At 55.2% G+C, this 23,406-nt stretch carries 26 protein-coding genes, 1 tRNA gene and 1 pseudogene; 9 read left to right on the top strand and 19 right to left on the bottom strand.

The window, feature by feature from the left end:
• Positions 1 to 12 precede the first annotated feature (12 nt).
• Genes pstB through phoB form a run of 3 tightly spaced genes read left to right on the top strand, consistent with a single transcriptional unit; the run spans position 13 to position 2,220 of the window.
• Positions 13 to 810: a phosphate ABC transporter ATP-binding protein PstB gene (gene pstB, locus RLO149_RS09310; RefSeq protein ID WP_013961830.1), complete on the top strand. Its 798-nt coding sequence runs from the start codon at positions 13 to 15 to the stop codon at positions 808 to 810.
• Between the two features lie 4 nt (positions 811 to 814).
• Positions 815 to 1,531: a phosphate signaling complex protein PhoU gene (gene phoU, locus RLO149_RS09305; RefSeq protein WP_374758575.1), complete on the top strand. Its 717-nt coding sequence runs from the start codon at positions 815 to 817 to the stop codon at positions 1,529 to 1,531.
• On the top strand, positions 1,531 to 2,220 hold the full coding sequence (gene phoB, locus RLO149_RS09300) for a phosphate regulon transcriptional regulator PhoB (protein WP_044025283.1): 690 nt from the start codon (positions 1,531 to 1,533) through the stop codon (positions 2,218 to 2,220). The genes phoU and phoB overlap by 1 nt, the downstream gene beginning before the upstream one ends.
• A 10-nt stretch (positions 2,221 to 2,230) precedes the next feature.
• On the opposite strand, the gene RLO149_RS09295 is transcribed toward phoB, so the two are convergent.
• Complete coding sequence (locus RLO149_RS09295) at positions 2,231 to 3,067, bottom strand: 3-oxoadipate:acetyl-CoA acetyltransferase (RefSeq protein WP_013961827.1); 837 nt, start codon at positions 3,065 to 3,067, stop codon at positions 2,231 to 2,233.
• Positions 3,068 to 3,501: 434 nt separating this feature from the next.
• On the opposite strand from RLO149_RS09295, the gene aroQ reads away from it, so the two are divergent.
• Positions 3,502 to 3,939 (top strand): type II 3-dehydroquinate dehydratase, encoded by a 438-nt coding sequence (gene aroQ, locus RLO149_RS09290; protein ID WP_044025601.1) that lies wholly within the window; start codon positions 3,502 to 3,504, stop codon positions 3,937 to 3,939.
• Between the two features lie 84 nt (positions 3,940 to 4,023).
• On the opposite strand, the gene tsf is transcribed toward aroQ, so the two are convergent.
• Together tsf and rpsB are read right to left on the bottom strand one after the other, a co-directional pair.
• Positions 4,024 to 4,899, bottom strand: coding sequence for a translation elongation factor Ts (gene tsf / locus RLO149_RS09285; RefSeq protein WP_013961825.1), 876 nt, complete (start codon positions 4,897 to 4,899; stop codon positions 4,024 to 4,026).
• Positions 4,900 to 4,978: 79 nt separating this feature from the next.
• On the bottom strand, positions 4,979 to 5,773 hold the full coding sequence (rpsB, locus tag RLO149_RS09280; protein ID WP_013961824.1) for a 30S ribosomal protein S2: 795 nt from the start codon (positions 5,771 to 5,773) through the stop codon (positions 4,979 to 4,981).
• A gap of 278 nt (positions 5,774 to 6,051) precedes the next feature.
• On the opposite strand from rpsB, the gene RLO149_RS09275 reads away from it, so the two are divergent.
• The gene (locus RLO149_RS09275; RefSeq protein WP_044025282.1) at positions 6,052 to 6,633 is read left to right on the top strand and encodes a PA14 domain-containing protein; all 582 of its coding nucleotides are present in this window, start codon (positions 6,052 to 6,054) and stop codon (positions 6,631 to 6,633) included.
• Between the two features lie 13 nt (positions 6,634 to 6,646).
• Here RLO149_RS09275 and olsA read toward each other — a convergent pair whose 3' ends face one another.
• The 3 genes from olsA to RLO149_RS09260 form a co-directional block, all read right to left on the bottom strand.
• Complete coding sequence (gene olsA, locus RLO149_RS09270; protein ID WP_044025281.1) at positions 6,647 to 7,468, bottom strand: lyso-ornithine lipid O-acyltransferase; 822 nt, start codon at positions 7,466 to 7,468, stop codon at positions 6,647 to 6,649.
• Positions 7,465 to 8,229 (bottom strand): L-ornithine N(alpha)-acyltransferase, encoded by a 765-nt coding sequence (gene olsB / locus RLO149_RS09265; RefSeq protein ID WP_013961821.1) that lies wholly within the window; start codon positions 8,227 to 8,229, stop codon positions 7,465 to 7,467. The genes olsA and olsB overlap by 4 nt, the downstream gene beginning before the upstream one ends.
• A gap of 125 nt (positions 8,230 to 8,354) precedes the next feature.
• The gene (locus RLO149_RS09260) at positions 8,355 to 8,537 is read right to left on the bottom strand and encodes a DUF3553 domain-containing protein (protein WP_013961820.1); all 183 of its coding nucleotides are present in this window, start codon (positions 8,535 to 8,537) and stop codon (positions 8,355 to 8,357) included.
• A gap of 27 nt (positions 8,538 to 8,564) precedes the next feature.
• Between RLO149_RS09260 and RLO149_RS09255 the strand changes: the two genes are divergently transcribed.
• On the top strand, positions 8,565 to 9,161 hold the full coding sequence (locus tag RLO149_RS09255) for a histidine phosphotransferase family protein (RefSeq protein WP_013961819.1): 597 nt from the start codon (positions 8,565 to 8,567) through the stop codon (positions 9,159 to 9,161).
• Here the strand turns inward: RLO149_RS09255 and RLO149_RS09250 are convergent.
• The 10 genes from RLO149_RS09250 to RLO149_RS09205 all read right to left on the bottom strand — a co-directional run bounded on the left by RLO149_RS09250 (position 9,158) and on the right by RLO149_RS09205 (position 17,137).
• On the bottom strand, positions 9,158 to 10,423 hold the full coding sequence (locus tag RLO149_RS09250; RefSeq protein WP_013961818.1) for a glutamate-5-semialdehyde dehydrogenase: 1,266 nt from the start codon (positions 10,421 to 10,423) through the stop codon (positions 9,158 to 9,160). The two genes, RLO149_RS09255 and RLO149_RS09250, sit on opposite strands and share 4 nt — an antisense overlap.
• A 28-nt stretch (positions 10,424 to 10,451) precedes the next feature.
• Positions 10,452 to 11,576, bottom strand: a complete 1,125-nt coding sequence (proB, locus tag RLO149_RS09245) for a glutamate 5-kinase (RefSeq protein ID WP_013961817.1) — start codon at positions 11,574 to 11,576, stop codon at positions 10,452 to 10,454.
• Positions 11,564 to 12,598 (bottom strand): GTPase ObgE, encoded by a 1,035-nt coding sequence (obgE, locus tag RLO149_RS09240; RefSeq protein ID WP_013961816.1) that lies wholly within the window; start codon positions 12,596 to 12,598, stop codon positions 11,564 to 11,566. Before obgE ends, proB begins: the two co-directional genes overlap by 13 nt.
• A gap of 35 nt (positions 12,599 to 12,633) precedes the next feature.
• Entirely contained in the window at positions 12,634 to 13,170 is a 537-nt protein-coding gene (locus tag RLO149_RS09235) for a GNAT family N-acetyltransferase (RefSeq protein WP_013961815.1), read from the bottom strand.
• A 2-nt stretch (positions 13,171 to 13,172) separates the two neighbouring features.
• Entirely contained in the window at positions 13,173 to 13,775 is a 603-nt protein-coding gene (locus tag RLO149_RS09230; RefSeq protein ID WP_013961814.1) for a LysE family translocator, read from the bottom strand.
• On the bottom strand, positions 13,772 to 14,272 hold the full coding sequence (locus tag RLO149_RS09225; RefSeq protein ID WP_013961813.1) for a GNAT family N-acetyltransferase: 501 nt from the start codon (positions 14,270 to 14,272) through the stop codon (positions 13,772 to 13,774). Before RLO149_RS09225 ends, RLO149_RS09230 begins: the two co-directional genes overlap by 4 nt.
• Before the next feature lie 94 nt (positions 14,273 to 14,366).
• Complete coding sequence (gene rpmA, locus RLO149_RS09220) at positions 14,367 to 14,636, bottom strand: 50S ribosomal protein L27 (protein WP_013961812.1); 270 nt, start codon at positions 14,634 to 14,636, stop codon at positions 14,367 to 14,369.
• A gap of 11 nt (positions 14,637 to 14,647) precedes the next feature.
• On the bottom strand, positions 14,648 to 15,298 hold the full coding sequence (locus RLO149_RS09215; protein WP_013961811.1) for a 50S ribosomal protein L21: 651 nt from the start codon (positions 15,296 to 15,298) through the stop codon (positions 14,648 to 14,650).
• Between the two features lie 186 nt (positions 15,299 to 15,484).
• A complete protein-coding gene (locus tag RLO149_RS09210) occupies positions 15,485 to 16,294 on the bottom strand; it encodes a DUF2059 domain-containing protein (RefSeq protein WP_013961810.1) in 810 nt (269 codons plus the stop codon).
• A gap of 3 nt (positions 16,295 to 16,297) precedes the next feature.
• A complete protein-coding gene (locus RLO149_RS09205) occupies positions 16,298 to 17,137 on the bottom strand; it encodes a DUF2059 domain-containing protein (protein WP_013961809.1) in 840 nt (279 codons plus the stop codon).
• Between the two features lie 155 nt (positions 17,138 to 17,292).
• On the opposite strand from RLO149_RS09205, the gene RLO149_RS09200 reads away from it, so the two are divergent.
• Positions 17,293 to 17,382, top strand: a tRNA-Ser gene (locus RLO149_RS09200).
• A 496-nt stretch (positions 17,383 to 17,878) separates the two neighbouring features.
• On the opposite strand, the pseudogene RLO149_RS24485 reads toward RLO149_RS09200, so the two are convergent.
• The 3 genes and pseudogenes from RLO149_RS24485 to RLO149_RS09175 form a co-directional block, all read right to left on the bottom strand.
• Positions 17,879 to 18,910: pseudogene (locus tag RLO149_RS24485) on the bottom strand (recombinase family protein); the annotation flags it as partial.
• Positions 18,911 to 19,364: 454 nt separating this feature from the next.
• Entirely contained in the window at positions 19,365 to 20,000 is a 636-nt protein-coding gene (locus RLO149_RS09180; RefSeq protein ID WP_013961807.1) for a hypothetical protein, read from the bottom strand.
• The gene (locus RLO149_RS09175; RefSeq protein WP_013961806.1) at positions 19,997 to 20,677 is read right to left on the bottom strand and encodes a DNA methyltransferase; all 681 of its coding nucleotides are present in this window, start codon (positions 20,675 to 20,677) and stop codon (positions 19,997 to 19,999) included. The genes RLO149_RS09180 and RLO149_RS09175 overlap by 4 nt, the downstream gene beginning before the upstream one ends.
• Positions 20,678 to 21,082: 405 nt before the next feature.
• On the opposite strand from RLO149_RS09175, the gene RLO149_RS09170 reads away from it, so the two are divergent.
• Complete coding sequence (locus RLO149_RS09170; RefSeq protein WP_044025277.1) at positions 21,083 to 21,421, top strand: hypothetical protein; 339 nt, start codon at positions 21,083 to 21,085, stop codon at positions 21,419 to 21,421.
• Positions 21,422 to 21,769: 348 nt separating this feature from the next.
• Positions 21,770 to 23,167 carry a tetratricopeptide repeat protein gene (locus RLO149_RS09165; protein ID WP_158308146.1) on the top strand — a complete coding sequence of 466 codons (1,398 nt, stop codon included), beginning with the start codon at positions 21,770 to 21,772 and terminating at the stop codon, positions 23,165 to 23,167.
• Positions 23,168 to 23,406: the final 239 nt, after the last annotated feature.

The following is a 23,406-nucleotide window of genomic DNA, read 5'->3' as shown; positions in this document are numbered from 1 at the left end:
AGGAATACTGTTATGAACGATATGAGAATACTGGAGAGAGACGTGGATGCGAAAGCCATCAAGATTTCGGCAAAAGACGTGCAGGTCTTTTATGGCGACAACCATGCGATCAAAGACGTCAATGTGGAAATTCAGGACAAGACCGTCACCGCGTTTATCGGCCCGTCGGGATGTGGCAAATCGACGTTTCTACGTTGTCTGAACCGCATGAACGATACGATTGACATATGCCGCGTCGAAGGTGACATCTCGATCGACGGCGAAGACATCTATGATAAACGTGTTGACCCGGTCCAGTTGCGGGCAAAGGTCGGTATGGTGTTCCAAAAACCAAACCCCTTTCCCAAATCCATCTATGACAATGTGGCCTATGGGCCGCGTATCCATGGGCTGGCGCAGAACAAAGCGGAATTGGACGATCTGGTTGAACACTCCCTGCGCCGCGCTGCGATCTGGGGTGAGGTCAAGGACCGGCTCGACGCGCCGGGCACCGGCTTGTCGGGCGGGCAGCAGCAGCGTTTGTGCATCGCCCGCGCCATCGCGACACAGCCCGAAGTCCTGTTGATGGATGAGCCCTGTTCAGCGCTGGATCCCATTGCAACGGCACAGGTCGAAGAACTGATCGACGATCTGCGACAGAATTATTCGGTTGTGATTGTGACACACTCTATGCAGCAAGCAGCCCGGGTCAGCCAAAAGACGGCCTTTTTCCACCTTGGTAATCTGGTGGAATATGGCGAGACCGGGACGATATTCACGAACCCAGAAGACCCACGCACTGAAAGCTATATCACCGGGCGTATTGGATAGAATGATGATTGACGAACAACATATCGCGTCCGCCTTTGACCGTGACCTTGAGGCGATTCAAGCGCAGATCATGAAGATGGGCGGGCTGGTCGAAGCAGCCATTCGCAACGGCGCGCAATCACTGGACACGCGCGATGAGGAACTGGCCGAAGAGGTCCGAAAAGCCGATAAATCCATCGATAATCTTGAAGAGATGATCAATGAAGAAGCTGCCCGTGTGATTGCCTTGCGCGCGCCCACTGCGCGGGACCTGCGGCTGATCCTGAGCGTGATAAAGATCAGTGCGAACCTTGAACGGATCGGGGATTACGCCAAGAACATGGCAAAACGGACCGGCGTTCTGGCCCAGATGGCGCCGGTGGATGACAGCAGTGCCGCATTGCGCCGGATGGCGCGCGAGGTCGAACATATGCTCAAGGATGCGCTGGACGCCTATGTGCAGCGGGACGCAGAACTTGCGATGGATGTGATCGCGCGCGACAAAGAAGTCGATCAGATGTACAACGCGCTGTTTCGTGAATTCCTGACCTTCATGATGGAAGATCCGCGGAATATTACCGCCTGCATGCATCTTCATTTCATAGCCAAAAATATTGAGCGCATGGGCGATCATGTGACGTCGATCGCAGAACAGGTTGTCTATCTGGTGACCGGCGAACACCCCGAAGACCCGCGTCCGAAGGCCGATGAAACGTCAGTGGTTGCCAAAGGACAGCGATGATGTCGGCCGATCAACCCCTTGTTCTGGTCGTCGAAGACGAATCTGCACAACGCGAAGTTCTGACCTATAACCTTGAGGCCGAGGGTTTTGCAGTGAGCCGTGCGGAAAACGGTGAAGAGGCAATGATGCTGGTGGATGAAACAGCGCCCGATTTAATTGTACTGGACTGGATGATGCCAAACCTGTCAGGCATCGAGGTTTGCAGGCGGTTGAAATCAAAGCCTGAAACCCGCGCGATCCCGATCATCATGCTGTCGGCGCGCTCAGAAGAGGTGGACCGGGTGCGCGGCCTTGAAACCGGCGCGGACGACTATGTAATCAAGCCCTATTCTGTCGTTGAACTGATGGCCCGCGTGCGCAGCCAGTTGCGGCGCGTGCGTCCGGCGGCCACAGGCGAACGGCTTGAGTTTGAGGATATCGTTCTGGATGCCTCAAGCCACCGCGTGAGCCGGGGCAAAAGCGAATTGAAACTTGGTCCCACCGAATTTCGCCTGTTGTCCACGTTCATGGAAAAACCGGGGCGCGTGTTTTCACGAGAACAGCTGCTGGACCGTGTGTGGGGCCGTGACATCTATGTCGACACGCGTACCGTTGATGTACACATCGGACGCTTGCGCAAAGCACTGACGCAATTTGGCGGATCAGATCCGTTGCGCACCGTGCGCGGTGCCGGCTACGCGCTGGGGTAGGGGGCGCGACTTAGTCAGTTGTTGGCCGCAACCCAAGGATTGACCGCGCGTCTGCGCAGCTTGCGACGGGCCTTTCATACTTTTCGCACAGTTGCGCGGCACGCTGGATCAATGCCGCATTTGACGGCGCCAGCGTAGTACGATCAAGGCGCACGTTATCTTCCAGACCTGCACGTGTGTGCCCGCCAGCCGCGATGGCCCATTCGTTGACCTCGATCTGAGCCGCACCGATACCAGCTGCACACCACGCCGCATCGGGTGCTCTCGACTTCATCGTTTGCACATAGAAATCAAAGACCTCTTTATCGGCGGGCATTGCATTTTTCACACCCATGACGAACTGCACATACAAGCGTCCGTATAGCGCACCTGCTTTGTGCATTTGTATCGCTTGAAGGATGTGGCTCAGATCAAAAGCCTCGATCTCAGGTACCACCTCATTGGCGCGCATTTCGCCCGCAAGCCAGGACACCAGGTCCGGCGGGTTTTCATAAACGCGCGTTGGAAAGTTGTTAGACCCAACCGACAGGGACGCCATATCCGGACGCAGCTTCAACATGCCACCGCGCTCTTGGCCCGCACCAGAGCGGCCACCGGTGGAAAATTGAATGATCATATCCGGGCAGTGTTTCTGCACGCCTTCTTTCAGCGCTGCAAATTTCTCCGGATTAGACGAAGGGGTTTCATCCGCGTTTCGTACATGAGCGTGACAGATGCTGGCACCAGCCTCATAGGCCGCATGGGTGCTTTCTATCTGCTCACTGATGGTGACCGGTACAGCAGGATTCGCGGCCTTGGTGGGCACACTGCCAGTGATCGCAACACAAAGAATACATGGGTTTGTCATGTTAGGCCCTTTACCGGGTAATCGCTCAATCGGACAAAAGCACATCTGAACCCTCGGTGACACACCATATTTCAGGTCTAGAAACCGGAAAGCTGTGGTTTAGCTTTGATGATTTCATAAATGGAGGTATTTTTGTGGCATACGCCAGTATCATAGGATCTGAACAATCCTATAATTAACATAATCATGATTATAAACTTACTTGCTGTTATTGACAAACCCCGGATCAACTCAGAAATAGACACGTTAGCCCTCTGACAATCCGTCCTTTGTGGGACCTGTCATCCCCATCCCGAGGCTGTGTAAACAAACTGATTTGGATGTGACGGTCAAGCCGCAGTGTCAAATTGATGACGCCGCAGTCCCTGTCATTGCTGGACAGGCTGTTCGGGACCTGTCACGTCACATGGCACACACTACGCGAGCAAGACATCATGGCATCAGTTCTCATTCTCAACGGTCCAAACCTCAATCTGCTGGGGTCCCGCCAGCCCGAAGTTTATGGCAAAACCACTTTGTCTGATATTGAGGATATGTGCAGAGCGCACGGTCAAGACACTGATCTTGATGTGGTTTTCTCCCAATCCAATTACGAAGGTGCGCTGGTCGACGCGATCCATGCCGCTCGTGAAACGCATGTTGGGATTATCCTGAATGCAGGCGCTTATACGCATACGTCTATTGCCTTGATGGACGCGATAGCCTCTGTTGAGCTACCGTGTATTGAGTTGCATCTTAGCAATGTCCATGCCCGCGAAGAGTTCCGCCACACTTCCTATATCTCCAAAGTGTGTATCGGCGTGATCTGTGGGTTTGGCGCACAGGGGTATGTCTTAGCAATGGACGCGCTGAAGGCTCATCTGAAACTTTAAGGTACCCAGATAGAAAACTGATTTTAAATACAAAAAGGCGCTCCGAAACGGAACGCCTTTAACGTTAGTGTGTTTAAAAGAATCTTACCCTTTGACGGCCTTGGCCACCTCGGCTGCAAAGTCTTCTTTGACGACTTCAATGCCTTCGCCGACTTCAAGGCGTACGAAACCAGTGATGGTCACACCCGCCTCTTTCGCTGCGTCGCCCACGGTCAGATCAGGGTTCACGACAAAGGACTGGTTCAGCAATGTCACCTCGGACATGTATTTCTTCATGCGGCCGATGATCATCTTTTCGATCACTTGCTCAGGCTTACCGCTTTCACGCGCGATATCCATCTGAACCTGCTTTTCTTTCTCGACAACTGCGGGGTCCAGATCGGCTTCGGACAAAGACGCAGGGTTCACGGCGGCAATGTGCATCGCGACCTGTTTGCCAAAGGCTTCGTCGCCACCATTTGTTGCAACAAGAACGCCAATTTTACCCATGCCCGGTGCCGCCGCGTTGTGCACATAGGACACCACGTTTTCGCCATCGATGCTGGACATCCGGCGCACGGACATGTTTTCGCCGATAACCGCAACCGCATCAGTCACCGTTTGCTCGACGGTCTTGCCGCCCATATCCGCTGCGCGCAGGGCGTCAACATCTGCAGCACCCAAAGCAACATCAGCGATGCCCGCGACCATTTTCTGGAAATCCGCATTCTTACCAACAAAATCGGTTTCGGAGTTCACTTCGACAGCCACGCCGTGGCCTCCCTCCACTTTGACAGCGACAAGACCCTCTGCCGCGGTACGGCCAGATTTCTTAGCTGCCTTGGCCAGGCCCTTCGTGCGCAGCCAATCGACTGCCGCTTCCATATCACCATCGTTTTCGGTCAACGCTTTTTTGGCGTCCATCATGCCTGCGCCCGTGCTGTCGCGCAGTTCTTTCACCATTGCGGCCGTAATCGCCATCTCAGGTTCTCCTTTAGGAATTATTCGGATTTTTGGGGCAGGTGTGCCCTGCCCCATATGTCGTGCGTGAGTTTAAAACTCAGGCCTGCGCTTCTTCGGCAGCACCTTCGGCAGGCGCTTCAGCAGCTACGGCCTCTTCGACCGGGGCTTCTTCCATGGCACCAAGATCAACGCCTGCCGCACCCAGTTGAGCGGACATGCCATCAAGGGCTGCGCGTGCAGCCAGATCGCAGTACAAGGAGATCGCGCGGGACGCGTCGTCATTGCCCGGAATGATGTAATCAATGCCATCGGGCGGGCAGTTTGTATCGACGACGGCCACAACCGGAATGCCCAGCTTGTTGGCTTCGGCAACCGCCAAGGCCTCTTTCTTGACGTCGATCACAAAGATCAGATCGGGGCGACCGCCCATTTCGCGGATACCACCAAGCGAGGATTGCAATTTGCCTTGATCCCGCTCCATGCCGAGGCGCTCTTTCTTGGTGAGACCTTCAAAGCCACGCTCTGATTGCTCATCGATTGCCTTCAGACGGTTGATCGACTGTGAAACAGTCTGCCAGTTTGTGAGCGTGCCGCCCAACCAACGGTGGTTCATGTAGTATTGTGCGCATTTTTCTGCAGCATCGGCGATGGGCTGTTGCGCCTGACGCTTGGTGCCAACGAAAAGAATGCTGCCGCCCTTGGCGACGGTGTCACGGATCGCCTGCAATGCCTGATCCAGCATTGGAACGGTTTGCGTCAGATCCATGATGTGAATGCCGTTGCGCGCGCCATAGATGAACGGACCCATACGGGGGTTCCAACGCTGCGTCTGGTGGCCGAAGTGAACGCCTGCTTCAAGCAATTGGCGCATGGAGAACTCTGGAAGAGCCATGTTAGTCTACCTTTCCGGTTTATTCCTCGGCGGGGGCATGACACCATTTGGTGCCAACCGGCGGACCGACGGGGATGTCTCCCCCATCAAGCCCAAACCCCGCCTGCGGGTTTCAGTGGCCGCCGTATAGGCCAGCACGTGCCGCTGCGCAAGGACTGAATCCGACTGCTGTGCGTAAACTCTGCGTTTGGGTGCTGCGAGCTCTTGCATGCCATAACTGCCGCGCCCTAAAGTGTCGCCAAAGGACCGCAAAGGTCTCACAAAAATTGGGAGATTTCATGAAACAAGATCTGATTGCCGCCGCATTATCGCTCGCAGTGCTGAGCCCGGTTGCGGCTGTTGCACAGGAGGTCACGCTTGCACCTGCTGATCCGCAACCAAAGGCCAGCGCACTGGCGCCGGGCCTTGCGGTGAATTATGCGACGATTCCAAGCAATGTACGGTCCATAGATCTTGCACGTAAATCGCTTGAACGACGCTCGGAACCAGGTGCACCCATTGCCGGATTGTCCCTTGAGGATACTAAAGGAGGCGACAAGGTTCTGACATCTGAGCGCGCAGAACAGGTCGCCGCAGATATTTCTGGATTCATAAAGTTCGATGCGGCAGGCACATATACCCTCGATTTCCTCAGCAATGATGGGCTGCAAATCGCAATCGGCGGGCAAGAAGTCGGGTTTTACGACGGTGTTCACCCCTGTGGCTATGTGGGTGAGATTGAAGTCGCGGTGCCGCAGGCGGGATTTTATGCGCTCGAAGCGACCTATTTTCAGCGCAAGGGCACGGCCTGCCTGATGATGGAAATTGGCCCGGACAGCGACGGGCTTGAACTGGCGTCAGACGACATTTTCTTTCACTAGCCTTGAGGCCAAATCAGGCGGTATGCCCGGACCGGATCGCCTCCTCAGCAGTCAGTGCAAGGGTTTTGCGATCCTCAAAAGACGCCACTGACAGTGGCGCATGGTAGTGCACATCCACCCGCCCGTGTTGCGGCGCGGCCAGCAGCATCAGCAGGTGAGGGCCAAAATCCATATCTCCCCACCACCCGTAAAATCGCGGATCGGCATGTTCAGGCGCGGTGTAACGCAGCGATACGGGCTGCACCTGTATTGAGCCACGTAAATCCGGCGCAAAGAATGCGGCGAACAGGCTGGATTTAAACGGCAGCACACGCAATCCATCGCTGCTGGTGCCTTCCGGGAAGAACAGTAAACGATGCCCTGCCCCGAGGCGCTGCGCAAAAAGTTCTGATTGCTGCGCCACTTTCGAGCGGTTTCGTTCGATGAAAACGGTGCCAGTGGCGCGGGCCAGCCATCCGATGCCGGGCCAGGCGGCCACTTCGGACTTGGAGACGAAATAAAGCCGTGTCGTGGCGTTCAGCACAAAGATGTCCAGCCAACTGGAATGGTTGGCTACCAATGCGCCTGCGGTTTTTGCAGGGCTGCCACCAGAATGCAGTTTCAACCCGATGATGCGCAACGCATTGCGACAGACAAACACGGTAATATACGGGGTGCAGGGGCGGTGCGCCCCGAACAGCGGCTTTTCGATCAGGCGCAACAGCAACAGCGTCAATAATCCGCCAAAAACCAGCCCCCCCAGCAGCGGCCCCTTGATGCAAACCCGAACCCACCCGGACAGAGTAATCGCGGGCATTTCCGGCAGGGGTGTTGTGCTATGCCAGGTCGGACTCAAGCGCCGGCACCTTGATACAAGCGCGCCTGCCGGTGGTTCATCTGGGCGGTATCCAGCACCAGACAGACATCTGTGGTATTGAATGCATGGTCGATAAAGGCCCCCTCCCCGACGAAACCGCCCAGACGCAGATAGGCTTTGATCAGCGACGGGACCTGCACCATTGCAGCGCGTCGGTCGAGCTCTGTTTCTGCAATTAAGTTCATAGGTTGATAGGCTTCATCGCGTGCTCGCACCCGCAAGTCAGGTGGCGCAAGATGCCGATGGTGCAGAAGCGACAAAGGTTGTGCAAGTGCTTTGGCGTCGGTGCCATGAAAGCTCGCCACGCCGAAAAGCACCTCAATCCGGTGGTTCGCGATATATGTGGCCAGCCCGCTCCACAGGTGATACATCGCCATGCCCCCTCTGTAATCGCGGTGCAGACAAGAGCGACCCAACTCCAGCACACGGCGTCCCGAATTCAGCAATGCGGTCAGATCATATTCAGACGCAGAATAGAATTCACCCGCCTTGACGGCCTGCTCCTGTCGCATCAAACGATACACGCCAACGACTTTACCCTTGGTCGTATCCGTCAAAATCAGATGTTCAAAATAGGGGTCGAACCTGTCTTGCTCAAGCCGGTTGACGTGATCAACCATTGTGCCGCTGCCGCCCAGCTCTTCGACAAAGACCTCATATCTTAACGCTTGCGCTGCCCTCAAATCCTCGGGTGTGCTGGCCAGTTTCGTCACAAAGGAAGGCGCAGAAGTGTCACTCATTTTGCGATCTCAGTCCTTTGGTTGGCAGGGTACCGCTGCCCTATACCACGGCCCCGCAAAGAACCACGCGACCCTTTGACGACTTTACAATATTACGGCACGCGTTAACCTTTTGGAAAGGATGTTCATCCATCAAAGACGGCACGCAATGAAACGCGAGCGCTATCAATGACAATCTTGCCCTCATCCCTAAAATTTACGGTTAATTTGCCACCAATGTTACTTTGTACTTGCCCTGTGCCCCATTCCGGGTGCTCTGGGTGCATAACCAACATGCCCGGCGAGAATATAGCGTTCAAATCTTCCATTGTACCCTTTGTGCGCAGGAGAAAATAATGGGCCAAAGCAACATCAATCTTGGTGCCTTGATCGGCAGTCGCATCTGCCATGACTTGATATCGCCAATCGGCGCAATCAACAATGGTCTGGAACTGCTGGACATGTCCGGTGGCGCGCCCGGACCCGAGATGGACCTTATTCAGGAAAGCGTTGGCAATGCCAGTGCACGCATCCGGTATTTCCGGGTCGCATTCGGCGCTGCGGGCGAGCAGATGATGGGACGCGCTGAGATCGTTTCAATCATAAAAGATGTGATGCAAGGTTCACGCCTCAATGTGGCTTGGGGTCCGATGGACGCGCAACCCAGATCTCACGTGCGCTTGGCCTTTTTGGCCCTGCTTTGTGTGGAAACCGCAATGCCCTATGGCGGACGCATCGAAATCAGTCAGGATGACGGGCAATGGTTGCTGCATGGGCATGCAGACAAGCTGAACATTGACCAAACACTTTGGGATATTCTTGCCACCAAGGATGCGCCGGACGATCTGCGCCCGGCACAGGTTCAGTTTGCCTTGCTGCCGCTCATCGCGGGCGATTTGAATCGACGGACCGTGACGGAGATCGGCAAAAGCGAGATAAAGCTCCGGTTTTAAGCGCGGATTGTTCCGTCACCGGTCACCAGATATTTGAAACTGGTCAACTGCGCAGCCCCAACTGGTCCGCGCGCATGCATCTTGCCGGTCGCGATTCCAATTTCGGCACCCATGCCAAACTCGCCACCATCTGCGAATTGCGTGGACGCATTGTGCATCACGATAGCTGAGTCCAATTCGGTCATGAACCGACGCGCAGCGCCCGCGTCCTCTGTCAGGATGCAATCGGTGTGGTTTGACCCATGGGTCCGGATATGCGCAAGCGCCGTATCGATGTCGTCAACCACACGGGCGGCGACGATCATATCGAGATATTCATGCCCCCAATCTTGTGGCGTGGCCTTGCGTACACCGGCAATCGCAGAGATCGCTGCGTCGCCGCGCACTTCGACACCGGCCCGCATCAGTTCCTTGATCACATCCATGCCGATCGTGGACATCACATCTTTATGGATCAGCAGGCATTCGGCTGCGCCACAAATGCCCGTACGCCGCGTTTTGGCGTTCAATACCACCTTGAGCGCTTTTTCCGCATCCGCCGCCGCATCAATATAAATGTGCACGATCCCCTCCAGATGCGCGAAAACAGGGACACGCGCTTCACGCTGCACAAGGCCAACCAACCCCTTGCCTCCACGCGGGACAATCACATCAATCGTGTCGACCATGGTGAGCATCTCACTGACGGCGGCACGGTCGCGCGTGGGAACAAGCTGGATCGCCGCCTCTGGCAGGTTCGCATCCCTGAGGCCCTGCACCAGACAGGCATGCAAGGCATTGGAGGAATGAAAGCTCTCTGACCCGCCCCGCAGAATAACGGCATTGCCCGCCTTTAGGCACAGCGCACCGGCATCGACAGTTACATTGGGACGACTTTCGTAGATGACACCAATGACCCCCAGTGGCGTGCGCACACGTTCAATATGCAGCCCCGTCGGTTGATCCCAGGCCGCGATCACTTCGCCAACGGGATCTGCCTGCTCGGCAACGGAACGCAGGCTGTTTATGATCCCCCTCAGGCGCTCTTCATTCAGCAAAAGGCGATCCATCATAGCATCACTCAGGCCCTTTTCGCGGCCATAGATGATATCCTTTTCGTTGGCCTCAAGAATAGCGGCGCGCTGTGTCCAGATATGCTCTGCCGCTGAAATCAGGGCGGCGTGCTTACGCTCTGCCGAAGCAAAACCGAGCGTGGCAGCAGCAGCTTTGGCGCGCTGGCCAATTTCCACCATCATGGCTGGCACGTTATCCATATCTTTCATTTGCTTACCCTCCATTGGTTGCAGCACATCAATCGCCATTCTGGATCGTTAATGCCATATCATCGCGGTGGATCAAAGCTGCCCGCGCGGGATATCCCAGCACCGCTTCAATCTCATTGGACTTTCGCCCCTTTATCTTCAAAGCCTCATCGGCCGTATATCTTACCAAACCATGCCCGACAGTATGCCCTGCCCCATCTGTGATCGCCACCGGGTCGCCGCGTTGAAAACTACCGCTGATATCAGACACGCCGGCAGGCAAAAGGCTTTTGCCGGACCGCAAGGCGACCAGCGCACCACGATCGAGGCTGACGCTCCCCTTTGGTTTCATGGCAGCGATCCACCCTTTGCGGGCCGCCTGTGGGTCTGTATCGGCCCGAAACCACGTGGCCGCCGCGCCCTCGTTCAGCGCCCGCAGCGGGTTGAGCACCTCGCCTTGCGTAATGGCCATCCGGCACCCGGCTGCGGTTGCGATTTTGGCCGCCATGAGTTTGGTTTTCATGCCGCCTTTGGAAAGGCCTGATCCGGCATCGCCAGCCATATCTTCAATTTCGGCGGTGATTTCTCCAATTTCATCGAAGCGTTTCGCAGACGGATCAATATGTGGGTTGGCCGAGTAAAACCCGTCCACATCCGACAGCAAGACAAGCTGATCCGCCCCAACGGTCACCGCAATCTGCGCCGCCAGTCGGTCATTATCCCCAAAGCGGATTTCGTCGGTCGCAATCGTGTCATTTTCATTCACGATCGGCACGACGCCCATGCTCAGCAGTTGTTTCAGCGTGGCCCGGCTGTTGAGATATCGCCGCCGGTTCGAGCTGTCATCCAGCGTCATCAGAACCTGTCCTGTGGTGATCCCGTGAGGCGCCAAGACTTCTTCATATGCGCGGGCAAGCCGGATTTGACCCACTGCAGCCGCGGCCTGCGCCTGCTCCAGAGGCAGATCCGCGCCGGACAATTTCAGAATGCCGCGCCCGAGGGCGATGGAGCCCGACGACACAAGAACGACTTTGACGCCTTGGGTCGTCAACCAGGCAACGTCCTGCGCGAGCGAAGACAGCCACGTCTGCCGCAACCCGCCCGCACCCCGGTCCACCAATAAGGCTGAACCGATTTTGACGACCAGACATTGTGCGTCAGTCAGGGCCGCCATGGCTCTTTTTCCTCGACGGGTTTGTGACGCAGGCGTTCGTCACTGATTTCGCCCCGCAGTTTACGCAGAACTTCCGTGACACCGTCCCCGGCCACACCGGACATCGCCATCACATCGCCACCGCTGGCTTTTTCTAATTCTTTCATTGTACTTGCGCGCTGATCTTCATCCAACGCATCAATTTTATTCAGAACAGTGATGCGCGGTTTGTCGGCAAGGCCAACGCCATATGCTTCGAGTTCGCCAATGATCGTGTGATAATCTTCAACAAGCGTTTCCGACGTGCCGTCCACAAGATGCAACAGAACCGCACAACGCTCGATATGACCAAGGAAAAGATCCCCAAGGCCGCGCCCCTGTGATGCACCCTCAATCAGACCGGGAATATCGGCCACGACGAATTCGGCGTTATCGACACCGACGACCCCAAGATTTGGATGCAGCGTTGTAAACGGATAATCCGCGATCTTAGGCCGCGCATTGGACGTGGCAGCCAGAAAGGTAGACTTGCCTGCATTGGGTAGGCCCAACAGACCCACGTCTGCAATCAGCTTCAGCCGCAACCACAAGGTCCGTTCCACGCCGTCCTGCCCCGGATTGCTGCGCCTCGGTGCCTGGTTCGTCGACGACTTGAAATGCAGGTTGCCAAAGCCACCGTTGCCACCGCGCGCCAGTTGCACCCGTTGACCGACCTCGGTGAGATCGCACAGCACGGTTTCCTGATCTTCGTCCAGAATTTCGGTGCCTACGGGGACGCGCAAAACGATGTCATCACCGTCTTTGCCCGTGCGCTGCCGACCCATCCCCGGCTGCCCGTTCTTGGCAAAGAAATGCTGCTGATAACGGAAATCAATCAGGGTGTTGAGCCCGTCGACCGCCTCGGCCCAGACCGATCCGCCGCCGCCGCCATCACCGCCATCAGGACCACCGTATTCGATGTATTTTTCACGCCGGAAGCTGACGCAACCGCCGCCCCCCGCGCCGGATCGAATATAAACTTTGCACAGATCAAGAAATTTCATGCAAGCTTCCTAGCCTGAAGGGCCGCGCCCCTCAATTACAGTTTTTTCAAATACGTCCAGGTTGGCACGGTTGTCTCGCGCGCAACACTGAAACTTTCCGCATCCCCAAGGTATTCAAAACCACAATGTGTCAGAACCCGCGCCGAGGCCGGATTGTCCTGAAACACGCTGGCAAAGAATGTTTTATCCTCATGCGGGTTCGCGTCAATCAGGGCCTGCACCGCTTCGGAGGCAAGGCCTGTGTTCCAATAGGGCGGCGCGACCCAGTATTCTATCTCGGATTGTTCCCGCTCGATGCGTTCAAGCGAAATCACCCCCATCAACTCTGATGCGTCCGCCTTAGAGCCGTCAATGGCCCAGATGTCCTGATCGCGCTTATCCGCCATGGCGCGCGACACATAGGCGTCGATCATGCCTGGCGGCACGGGGTGCGGGATCGATGTCGTCATCCGCGCGACCCGCTCGTCCCCGCCATATAGCTCGATCAGCCCCATGTCAGACCGGCGCAAGGGGCGCAAATCAAAGCGCTCCGTTTCTACAAGGGCCTGTATCGCAATCTTTTCCATTTCCATCGCTATGCTCCTCCTCCGAACAACACGAAAAGTACCGAGGCGACGGTCAAAGCCGCCAAACTCCACATCAAATAAGGTTCGCCCGCCGTGCCTGCCACGGTGCGCGCAATCCCGTCACCTGCCAGCGCCCAGATCGGGTGCAGGACGATCTGACAGGCCAGTAATACCGCAGCGATCGTTGCTGTGGCCTCAAGCGTCGGCGTGCCGGGGGCAACAAATGCAGTGAAACCACCGACGATCATCGCCCAGGCCTTGGGGTTAAGCGGGTGCACAATCAAACCGGCCGCAAAACCTGGAGCCTGTGCAGCCTGCCCTGTGGTATTGAGGCGCATATTCGCCACCTTCCACGCCAGCCAGATGATATAAGCGGCGGAGGCATATTTCAGCGTTTCAAACACCCAAGGGGCGCGATCCGCCAGCTCCATCAAGCCGAAACCGACGGGCCAGATCACCAGCTGCTTGCCCAAGGCAACACCCACCACAAAAGGAAGTGCTGCGCGAAACCCATACCGCGCGCCCGTCGCCAGGAGCGCCATATTGGCAGGCCCCGGCGTGCCAACCTGAGAGGCGGCAAAAATAGCAAAACTGGTGACGGCGACGCTCATGCCTGCGCCCCCCATTTACCGGCAGATAACGTCATATGCTGAACTTCGACGTCCGCCTTCTCGGTTTGACTGAAGTGCCACTGACGAGTTGTGTCCTTGAACCCAAGCCTGATCAGCAGCTTGCGAGACGCGGTGTTCCCGACGCGGTGGCCCGACGCCAAGCTATTGCTGGTCTTGGAAAAGTAACGGTCCACCAGCGCGGTCGCAACTTCGGTTGCATACCCCTTGCCCCAATAAGGCACGCCCAGCCAGTAGCCAAGCTCCTCGTCAATGCCACAGCCACCGATCAAATCGTCACCTAACGTGATGGCAAGCGCCTCATCTTCGTTACGCGCACGGCTGACGAACGTATTTGCATCAACATCGGTGTAGGGATGCGGTACGCGTGGCAGCCAGCGCGACACCTTGTGGTTGCCGATCAATGCGACCAATGCCGCGCAGTCCTCCGCCCGATGTGGGCGCAGGACCAAGCGGTCGGTATGGATGCATTTCGACATCGGTGGGGCCTAACAGCTTTGTGTGACGAAAATGAGAAAGGGGACCGGCGGTAACGCCGATCCCCCTGATTGTGTCATGTCCTTGAGGAAGGGCTTATTCAGCGGCCTCCGCCACCGGCAGAACCGAAATAAACGTGCGGTTTTTGAGACCCTTGTGGAAAGTCACAGAACCATCAACGGTTGCAAAGATCGTGTGATCCTTGCCCATGCCAACACCGGCCGCTGGCCAGAATTTTGTCCCGCGCTGACGCACGATGATGTTGCCGGGGATGACCGCTTCACCACCGTATTTTTTCACGCCCAGACGACGACCCGCTGAGTCGCGACCGTTACGGGATGAACCACCTGCTTTTTTATGTGCCATTTGGTCTCTCCTTAGCCTTTAGCCAGTTCTTTGGCCTGTTCGATCCAGCCTTCACGCTCGATCCGGCCTTTGAATGACAGTTTCTCGTCCATAGCAGCTACGTCCGCTTCGGTCCATGCTGCGATTTGAGCAAAGGAGGTCACGCCGCCTTCGATCAGCTTTTTCTCAAGCGCCGGGCCAACACCGGACAGCTTTTTCAGGTCATCCGCACCTGCCGCGGGCGCTGCTTCAGCCTTTTCGGCTTTTGCTGGCGTGGCTTTCTTGACGGCCTTTGGTGCAGCGGCAGCAACCGCTGTGGGCGATACGGAGCTCGCGCCCATTGCGGCTTTGACACCGGATTTATCTGCGCCGGATGCCAGAATGTCGGTGACCTTGATCAAGGTCAGTTTCTGACGGTGGCCCTTGGTGCGCTTGGAAGAGTGCTTCCGGCGGCGCTTGACGAAATTGATGACCTTTTCGCCTTTGATCTGGTCGACAACCTCGGCCTGAACGCCCGCGTCCTTGACGAAGGGTGCGCCTACGACAGTGTCATCACCGCCAAGCATCAAAACTTCGTTGAACTGAACCGTTTCACCTGCATCAGCAGCCAGTTTCTCGACGCGCAGCATATCGCCCGCCTGAACCTTATACTGCTTGCCGCCAGTCTTGAGGACTGCAAACATCGTGTTTCCTTTTCTTTATCGCGCTCTGTGGCCCCCGGTCTATACGGTGTTGTGACCTTATGGTCGCCTCGAACTGCGCATCCTCGCAAGGATGTACGTTAAATAGCAAAAAGACCCGCGAACCGGACCCCTAAAGATGAAGCCGTCGTTTGCACCGGCGCGTGGCTCTTGTCAAGCGAAAGCCGCCTAGATTTCATCCCCTTCGGCATTTAACGCCACAGCCCGCCCCAATGCATAGGAAATGTCGCGGTAAACCGTTTCGAACCCCTCAAACAGTGCTGCATTCAACGCTTGTCCCTCCGGGGTTTCTGCATAGGCGACATATCTTTGCATGGTCTGTGGTGGCAAGGGTTGATAGGCCAACAGTAAAAAGCCGTTCAGCCATTCATTTGTGTCTGCCCTGATGTCTTCCTGCTGCGCCCAGACTTCCGCGAGGATATCCTCTTCGATCTCATCTGTGTAGTGTCCATCAGCCAGACCCTTGTAGAACTGGTAATTGGAACTCATGGCACCTGAGACGTTGCGCTCCAACAGATCGTTCACCTCGATATAGCGGCTCACCTGTTGAAACAACGGATCATCACTGCCCTGAAGGCTCAGAAACATGTCTCGTGCAGCCTCTTCCACATCCGGGTCCGTCATCGCGCGTCGGGCCGCATTTTCCAAATCAATGATACGCGTGGCGGCATCCGTGCTGAAAAACGCAAGGGCCGCATCGACATCGACCTCAGTCAATCCCTGCTCAAGGGCCTGACGGATTTGTTCCGTGATGATTTCAACATCGTAAATCTGATCAACCTGCGCCTGCCAGAACGTGCCCCCCTGCCCGTCCAGCATGTCATTGTCCAGCGTTTCGGCATAAGTGAAACCTTCGTCGCGCAAAATGCCAACCACTTCGGTGATCCGCAGCACATCCATCAAGACGGTCATGCGCGCATTTGCCCAAAGCGGGGATGCACAGATCGTCAGGCAAACGGCGAGCAGCACAGCACGCATGGCTTACAACTCCTGAGTTGGGCGCAATTCACTCATCGCCAGCGCCATCTGTTCGTAACGATCCGCCATGATTTCAAACTGAACAGCATTCATCAAAGCATAGACCTTCTGCATCTTGGGGTGCTCAAGCGCAGCCGCATAAGCACTGATTTCATCATCCGAAAACGACTGATACGTATAGGCCGACGCGGCAAGACCGTTCACTTTCATGTTCCGGCGCATCTCGCCTTCCTGCCGCTTGAGGTTTTCACGCAGGTCCGTCTCATCCATGCGTAACTCGATGACCCCCGCTGCGGCCGCTGCCATCAAAAAGCGTACCTGCACCTCCTGAATGGCATGAATGGATGCATCCTCGGAGCCGACCGCGTCATTGAGACGCTTCAACTCTTCCAGGCGGGGCGAACCGATTTGAACGAGCCCTGCGACAATCGCCTGACCGCTTTCTGCCTTCAGTTCGTCATCGTCTTTCATATGCGAGGCGTTTTCCACCACGAGAAGACGCGCGCCCAAATCCGACGTGTAGAAATCGACGGCATGAATCATCAGATCGTCCTCAAGCGTCTGGGACAAAATATCGATCGCCATGTCGTGCATTTTCTGCGCGTCAAATATATCCGCCACCAGCGCTGTCCATTGCAGGCCGAAGTTCTCGGCTTCAACGCCGATCATGGCCGGCGCACTGCTCGCGGTCAGCTTCATGCTTTCCAAGGCGACATCGAACCCGGTGGCGCTCAGAAAGGCTTCGAGCCGGTCGGTATTTTGGGCGTCCGATGGTTTCGCAATGGTGACAATGGCTGCGCAAAGCGTCAAAACCAGCAACCCTGCCCGGATCATCGATGTCATCTGTACCTCCTTTTTCGGAACCTGCATGTTCTGACCTCTTAGCTTAGGACAATTGCGCAAAGGAGCAATGAAATTTCCCGTGTGCGCAACAAGTGGCGTGATCCCTCTTGTAAGGAGATGAAATTCCAATTACACGCGCCGCACCAGACCCCCGCGGAGAGGTGCCGGAGTGGTCGAACGGGGCGGTCTCGAAAACCGTTGTGGGTGCAAGCCCACCCAGGGTTCGAATCCCTGTCTCTCCGCCATTTCTTTTTCAGGGTCGGAAAGATCGCCTAAGACCTTGAAGGGTATGGTGGTTTTGGCGGTTCGGAATCCTTTTTTTCGTGCGTATGGCAGTGGGCTGGCAAAGACCAGTTTTAGAAGGGTCTTACGGTCCTTTGGGTGTTTGGAAACCCAAAGATTCCAAGGGTTTGCGAGGAAATTCATCGCGGTTCGGAATTCAGTGTCAAAGTCCGATACGGATGTCGGGGCTTTTGTAAGATTCTCAGAGATTAGGGCTTTTTGCGCCTCCAGCTTTTCCAACTTGCCTTCGTAAGCGCGGATAGTCGCCGGGCTGTCGGTTTCAATGAGCCTGTCCGTGAGTTTCCCAATCTTGGCGTCCAGGGCTTTCAGGGCCTTCTTTTGCTCAACTTTAGACTTCCCCAGCTTTGCTGTACGATCATTCCAGATATCCCGGAACATTTCGGCCACGGTGGCCATGATATCGGCGGACGGACGCAGGTTCTTGACCAAGGCTTCAAACGCGCCCTCCAGCGTGTCACGCGGCGTGGTCTTGCGGAACTCGGTGCAGGATTTGTTGAAGCATTCATAATACGCGTAGCGCTTGTTGCGCCCCTTCGCCCAATACCCTGTCAGAGGTTTGTCGCATGCGGCGCAGGTGACAAAGCCGCGCAATGGGAATTCATCCGTTGTCTCCGTCTGGTTGGGGCGCGGGGCGACTGCGCCCAAGCGTGTCTGAATACGTTCGTATGTTGCCAGTGAGATGATCGCTGGATGGCGGCCTTTGGTCAGCGGCACGCCCCACGGTTTGTACGCGTAGTATCCTGCATAAATGCGATTGGTGAGCATGTTCTTGATGCGCTGCGGGTGAATGTGCCCGTTTGCGTCACGTGAGAAAATCGGATGTGGCTCGAGGAACCTTTTAACCTCCGCTTGCGTGGCAAAGCGCCCGGTTGCAAATCCTTCCAAGGCCTCCTGGATCAGGCTGGCCAGCGGCTCGTCCCGTTCAAGGACCTTTCCCTGTCCTTTTGCGGCCACGTAGGTGTAGCCCGTGGGTGCCCAGAACGCGTAATACCCGGATTTAAGGCGTGCGGTCATGCGGTGCACGACTTGTTCCGCGTTCTTCTGGCGGTGGTGCTGTGAGACGCTGGCCAGCATGTTTTCGATCAGCTGGCTATCGCTGTCATCGCCAAATTCAATGGAGGGGCTTTCCAGTGTTGCACCCACCGAGCCGATGGCACCGCGCAGCTTCCAGTGTGCTTCGACACCGCGCGCGATACGCGAGATGTCGTCAATAATGGCGACCGGATTTTGGTGGCGGTGTTTGCGCAGCCACGCCAGCATCTCTTTCATGGCCGGGCGATCTGCAATGCCGCCCGACACGCCCTCTTCGCGGAAAACGGCGGCAACCTCGTGGCCTTTATAGGTGGCATATTCGCGGCAGCGCGCTTCCTGCGAGCCGAGGCCGTCGCCCTTTTTGACTTGGCGCGTGCCAGAGACCCGGCAATAGATGGCGGCGATGGTCGCGCCCTGTATGTTTTGATCCGAGGTCATGGCGTCTCCTTTGTCTGCGGGCTGTGGTCACAGTCTACCTGATTTGGGTGTGCAAGGGGATCACTCAGTAAGACACTTTGCGCCGATAGATGTGGATAACGTCTGGCAATGGCGCGATCTACGAGGGTTTGTGAGATGCTCCATAGATCATCGAGGGTTGCGTCTTCCTGATCCTTCGGAAGATTTCTATGTGCGAGGCTCGCACGGTATTTTTCTGGGTCGTAGGTCATGGCAATATCTTTCCCGCGCGGCTGGGGCGAGAGCCAGAGCCGCGCGATTTTTTGTGAAATGGGAATGGATACAAAAACGCGCCCGCAGCTTTGCCGTGGGCGGATCACAGCGTGATCAGCGGCAAAATGCGGGCGCAAATGTAGGATTAATATCCTATATATGCCACAAAATGAGATATTTATCAAATAAAATGAATGATTTACCATATCAGGAAGTTCTCTCGCTATGTCTTAAAGTAAAGCGGATCAACACTCACAAGCCGCCCCCTTAAGACCTGCTGAACATGCGCGGCAATGATCTTGCGGACAAACCCGTCAACGGTGAGGTCTTTCTGAGGTGGCACAGAGCACCCCAGAAAACTGCGATAGCCTGTTTCGCTGATAAAAGGCCGCAGCGGATCAACCGCGCGGGCAGAAAACCCGACATAGGGCATCGACGCTCCGCCAATGCCAAACATGCCCTTGACGTCGATCTGCGCGATCAATGGCGTATCCGCCGTTTCCAGCGTGATTTCAAAGCGCCCGTTCTGACCCCACAGCGGCACCGCGCCGGGCGATGCGGCGCACTGCGCGGCAAGCACGCATCCCGGTGCTGTTTCACCCGCAAGAATGCCCGGCTCGCCATTGTTGAGCTTGAACGCCAACAAATGCGCCTCTTTGCGGATCTCGATTGCCGCCTCAAAATCGTTGTCCAGCATGGCCGCGTGATGCTCTTTGATCTGCTGGCGATGATACGCGAAGGCCTCCGATGCCAGCGCGGGCAAATGCTGCGTTTCCTGTTCAAACTTGAGGCGCTTGTTGTCCTGCGCTGCTGTGTCCAGCAACGCATCAAATCCAAGTTGTTCGTTTTGATAGGTCATGCCGCCACCTTTTGGTTTTGGGTGGCTTGTTCTGAACGATACCGCTGCGCCCCCGCCAAACGCGCGCGCGCGGTGTCGCAGTGCGCTTTTTCCAGTTCAATCCCCAGATAGTCCCGGCCATTCAAGACCGCCGCAACCGATGTAGAGCCTGAGCCTGAGAACGGATCACACACCAAATCGCCCGGTCTTGAGAAACACCGAACGAGCGGCGCAAGTATTTCTACGGCTTTTTCCGTGGGGTGGCGTTTATTGCCGGAATAGACCCAGCCTTGCACGCTACTCATCGGACGCACAGGCTTTGCCGGATTGCCTTTCGCCAAGACATAGGCGCTTTCATGGCGGTACTGCGTAAAGCCGCGCCGCGATGTGTATTTCTTGCTCCAGACAATCTCACTGACGATCTTAAGCCCTGCCGCCTCCCATGCTTGCGTGAATTGGGGCAATGCTGACCAGCCAGAGAAGCAAATCGCATAACTATTTTGCTTCATTGCTCGCGCCATCGGCTCAAACACCGGCAACACACCGCCCGGATTATTGTCGTTCTGCAAGCTGCGGCCTTGGCGGTCTTTGTAGTTCACCAGATACGGCGGATCGGTGATCACCAGATCAATACTGCCCTCTTCGATGGTTTTTAAAACTGCGGCGGCATCGCCGTGTATGATTTGGTTGTTTTGCATTGTCCTGTTTCCTTCCTTGGGTTTAGGGGTTGCGCATGCAACCCTTGCCCTTCGGCGAGAAGCGGGGGTGCAAACGGAAGGAAAAACCGGCGAAAGAAGCTCTGTCTTTGTCGGAGGGTCACGCGCCTTTTGGGGGCGCGGGAAACCGTCAAAGCAAGCTTCTCTTCGATCTGTTTTTTATGAAGTGCGCCAGGGGCGGCAGTCCCAAGACTTTATTTGCGCGAGGGACCAAAGCCGAATGGCCAAGACGCTGAGCGCAGCGATGGGCGGCTTGGTTCACGCGGGCCCGGCCTGAGCACCGCGAAGGCGCGCATAAATTGCACAGTTGGGATCCGAACTACAAGTCTTGCCAATAAAGTTGGGTAACTAAGAGCCTCAAATCAAAACAGTCCCGCTGACACGTTCATGATGTTTCCCAGCATGCGTTTGTGTGTATTGAGTATTCGGGACACGCGAAATTTTGAAATAGGTCAGCAATTATGCCACAATACTTTCCTGATGAATGGAACGTACACGCTGTCTTATGCTCATATCGACGTAACAGAAACTTTCACAACCGCAGTTGATGCGGGGGCTGCGTTTAAGAGAGCAGTTCCCGAGCACAGGCCGCGCGTGATTTTCAGCGATGGTAAATCTGCCAAGCTCATCGCGACAACCCATTGGGTTTTAGACAAGCCGGAGAAATTCGTTCCCAAAGGACAAGATGACGGCTTTGTATCTGGCTATATGAAAAACCTTGAATGACTGTAGGTACTGTTTGCTGCGATCATTGAAAATTTGAATTGGTTGGGCCACAACCGACACCGCAGCAAACAGCACCTACCCTGAGCTCAAGGTATAAAATTTCACGCCACGGCAAAAAACTATGATGCAGATCATCTTGACCGTTGAAAAGTGAAACTTGCTAAAGCAAGCTGCAAACATTCGAATTTAGTTGAGGTCATTTTATGCAACGGGACGAAACAGTTCCTTACCTTGCGCGATTTAAACACGTAATCGCTTTCTTTGCAGTTGTAGCGACGGCTGCTATCGCTTCTGCCTTCTGGTTCGATAGCTTAACCGTTAACGCTGATGATGGTAAAAGAGGCGTTGTTGAACAAGAATCAGAGGGCAAATGTAGTCCTAACATTACTGCAGGAGGCGATGTTGCGTTTTCTTGCTAGCGTCATTTTGTACGGCTCATTGGTGTCGTTTGCCGCAGCAGATCAGAGCAGTTCAGGTGACTGTAGTCCTAACGTAGACACAACTGGTGACGTTGCCATTGAATGTAATTTTGGAGACTCAGATAGTTCACCTGTTCAGCTCCACGAGATATCACCTGAGATCGCGACTATTTTGGAAAACTATGAGAGTACAAATGATGCAGCAGGTGCTGTCGGGGAGCTAACTTTAGTTGCTAAGAGAACGCCGTCGCCTGATAGTTATGCACTAGCTTATTATTATGCAGCTCATATTGAAGGATGGCTTGGAAATTTGAACATGGCCAGGTACTTCCTCGATAGAGGCGATAAAAGACTTCCAATGAACGCTTTATTTTTAGCACTCTACAGTAACCTCGCTTTTGAAATTGGTTACCACACGGCGGCATATCGTTACGCAACTGCGCTGTTTGGTGAAATGGCTGCCGATCCAATTCCTAAGCAAGGGCTGTTGAGCGCCGCTGAGGTTTCGATACTTTCTGGTCTGAAGATAGGAAAGGTAAAAAACGCCAGGACAGTATTTTCCGAACTGAGCCAAGCAACCTCGAACAAGACTACATTTTTGGATGAGAACCGTGCACGTTTTGATTTGCTTGAAGCGCGGGTTCTTTTTGCTGAGGGGAACAGTGAAGCGGCTTTACGTTTAGCCGAGAATGCGCTGACCGCAATCAGAGAGCAGTACGGGAGTGACCACTTCGAAGCAGCTAAAGCCATGTTCGCGACTGCAGAGATCAACTTTGACGCTGGCCGTTACGTCCAAGCAGCGCAATTGTCACGTAGCGCGTCGAACACTGCGCTCTTCGCAGGTCAGAACCCAAATGGATTCCATGGAAAAACGTCTAAATTAGCTACTAAAGCCTATATGGCGGCAGGAGAACGCAATTTGTCGGTTGAGTTGGCGAAGCATCACTATAGTTCCACCGCCCAGTTTCAAAGCTTAAGCGATGAAGCAATCTTTGAGGCAGCCAGCTTTGCTGTAGAAAGCCTCGAGCGGTTGGGACGGTATCAAGACGCCGCTGAAGTGTTGGCGCACGCGTTCAGTTTAAAGTCTGATCCGACTAGAATTTTGGGAACGGACGTCTTCCTTAATGTGCCATATCTCAGAATTGTTGCCAAAGTTTCAGACATTAGGTGCGCGCCTCCACACGAGCACATGACGCTTGGTTTGCGTTCCAACGTGCTGGAAAGCTTGATTGCTCTCAGGAGCCAACTAGGCACATACATTTTTTTGGAGGAAAGCATTGAAGCGCTGCGTGCTGATCCAGTGCCGAGCGAGATGGTTACCTGTTGACGATGGTTACCTGTTGACAGAGAAACGGTTGCCGTACGCGTAATTTAAGCCGCAGTCTAACGTAGGTCTGCTATGCCAATGAGGGATCTCGGGCTTTAGTCGCGGCCAAAATTAGCTGGAAAATGCTAAGGAAGGGCAGCCTAAATGCGCCCTTCCTTAGTCTCCATGATATGGTCGATGGTTTGCAAAGGAGAGCGAAGTCTCCTTTGTGCGGGATGAAACGCTAAGACGTTTTTATG

This window comes from Roseobacter litoralis Och 149 (assembly GCF_000154785.2).
GTDB classification, from domain to species: Bacteria; Pseudomonadota; Alphaproteobacteria; order Rhodobacterales; family Rhodobacteraceae; genus Roseobacter; species Roseobacter litoralis.
Note: the sequence above shows the minus strand (reverse complement) of the source record. Positions and strands in the feature narration are given on the sequence as shown.

Coding starts and splice junctions, on each gene's coding strand:
- RLO149_RS09170 (WP_044025277.1), top strand. CDS start 21,083: ATGATGTTTCCCAGCATGCGTTTGTGTGTATTGAGTATTCGGGACACG.
- pstB (WP_013961830.1), top strand. CDS start 13: ATGAACGATATGAGAATACTGGAGAGAGACGTGGATGCGAAAGCCATC.
- rpsB (WP_013961824.1), bottom strand. CDS start 5,773: ATGGCTCTTCCAGAGTTCTCCATGCGCCAATTGCTTGAAGCAGGCGTT.
- phoU (WP_374758575.1), top strand. CDS start 815: ATGATTGACGAACAACATATCGCGTCCGCCTTTGACCGTGACCTTGAG.
- RLO149_RS09235 (WP_013961815.1), bottom strand. CDS start 13,170: ATGGAAATGGAAAAGATTGCGATACAGGCCCTTGTAGAAACGGAGCGC.
- proB (WP_013961817.1), bottom strand. CDS start 11,576: ATGGCGGCCCTGACTGACGCACAATGTCTGGTCGTCAAAATCGGTTCA.
- RLO149_RS09295 (WP_013961827.1), bottom strand. CDS start 3,067: ATGACAAACCCATGTATTCTTTGTGTTGCGATCACTGGCAGTGTGCCC.
- RLO149_RS09230 (WP_013961814.1), bottom strand. CDS start 13,775: ATGAGCGTCGCCGTCACCAGTTTTGCTATTTTTGCCGCCTCTCAGGTT.
- RLO149_RS09180 (WP_013961807.1), bottom strand. CDS start 20,000: ATGACCTATCAAAACGAACAACTTGGATTTGATGCGTTGCTGGACACA.
- RLO149_RS09205 (WP_013961809.1), bottom strand. CDS start 17,137: ATGACATCGATGATCCGGGCAGGGTTGCTGGTTTTGACGCTTTGCGCA.
- RLO149_RS09250 (WP_013961818.1), bottom strand. CDS start 10,423: ATGAAAGATATGGATAACGTGCCAGCCATGATGGTGGAAATTGGCCAG.
- phoB (WP_044025283.1), top strand. CDS start 1,531: ATGTCGGCCGATCAACCCCTTGTTCTGGTCGTCGAAGACGAATCTGCA.
- RLO149_RS09175 (WP_013961806.1), bottom strand. CDS start 20,677: ATGCAAAACAACCAAATCATACACGGCGATGCCGCCGCAGTTTTAAAA.
- tsf (WP_013961825.1), bottom strand. CDS start 4,899: ATGGCGATTACGGCCGCAATGGTGAAAGAACTGCGCGACAGCACGGGC.
- aroQ (WP_044025601.1), top strand. CDS start 3,502: ATGGCATCAGTTCTCATTCTCAACGGTCCAAACCTCAATCTGCTGGGG.
- obgE (WP_013961816.1), bottom strand. CDS start 12,598: ATGAAATTTCTTGATCTGTGCAAAGTTTATATTCGATCCGGCGCGGGG.
- RLO149_RS09225 (WP_013961813.1), bottom strand. CDS start 14,272: ATGTCGAAATGCATCCATACCGACCGCTTGGTCCTGCGCCCACATCGG.
- olsB (WP_013961821.1), bottom strand. CDS start 8,229: ATGAGTGACACTTCTGCGCCTTCCTTTGTGACGAAACTGGCCAGCACA.
- RLO149_RS09255 (WP_013961819.1), top strand. CDS start 8,565: ATGGGCCAAAGCAACATCAATCTTGGTGCCTTGATCGGCAGTCGCATC.
- RLO149_RS09260 (WP_013961820.1), bottom strand. CDS start 8,537: ATGGAAGATTTGAACGCTATATTCTCGCCGGGCATGTTGGTTATGCAC.
- RLO149_RS09210 (WP_013961810.1), bottom strand. CDS start 16,294: ATGCGTGCTGTGCTGCTCGCCGTTTGCCTGACGATCTGTGCATCCCCG.
- RLO149_RS09275 (WP_044025282.1), top strand. CDS start 6,052: ATGAAACAAGATCTGATTGCCGCCGCATTATCGCTCGCAGTGCTGAGC.
- rpmA (WP_013961812.1), bottom strand. CDS start 14,636: ATGGCACATAAAAAAGCAGGTGGTTCATCCCGTAACGGTCGCGACTCA.
- RLO149_RS09215 (WP_013961811.1), bottom strand. CDS start 15,298: ATGTTTGCAGTCCTCAAGACTGGCGGCAAGCAGTATAAGGTTCAGGCG.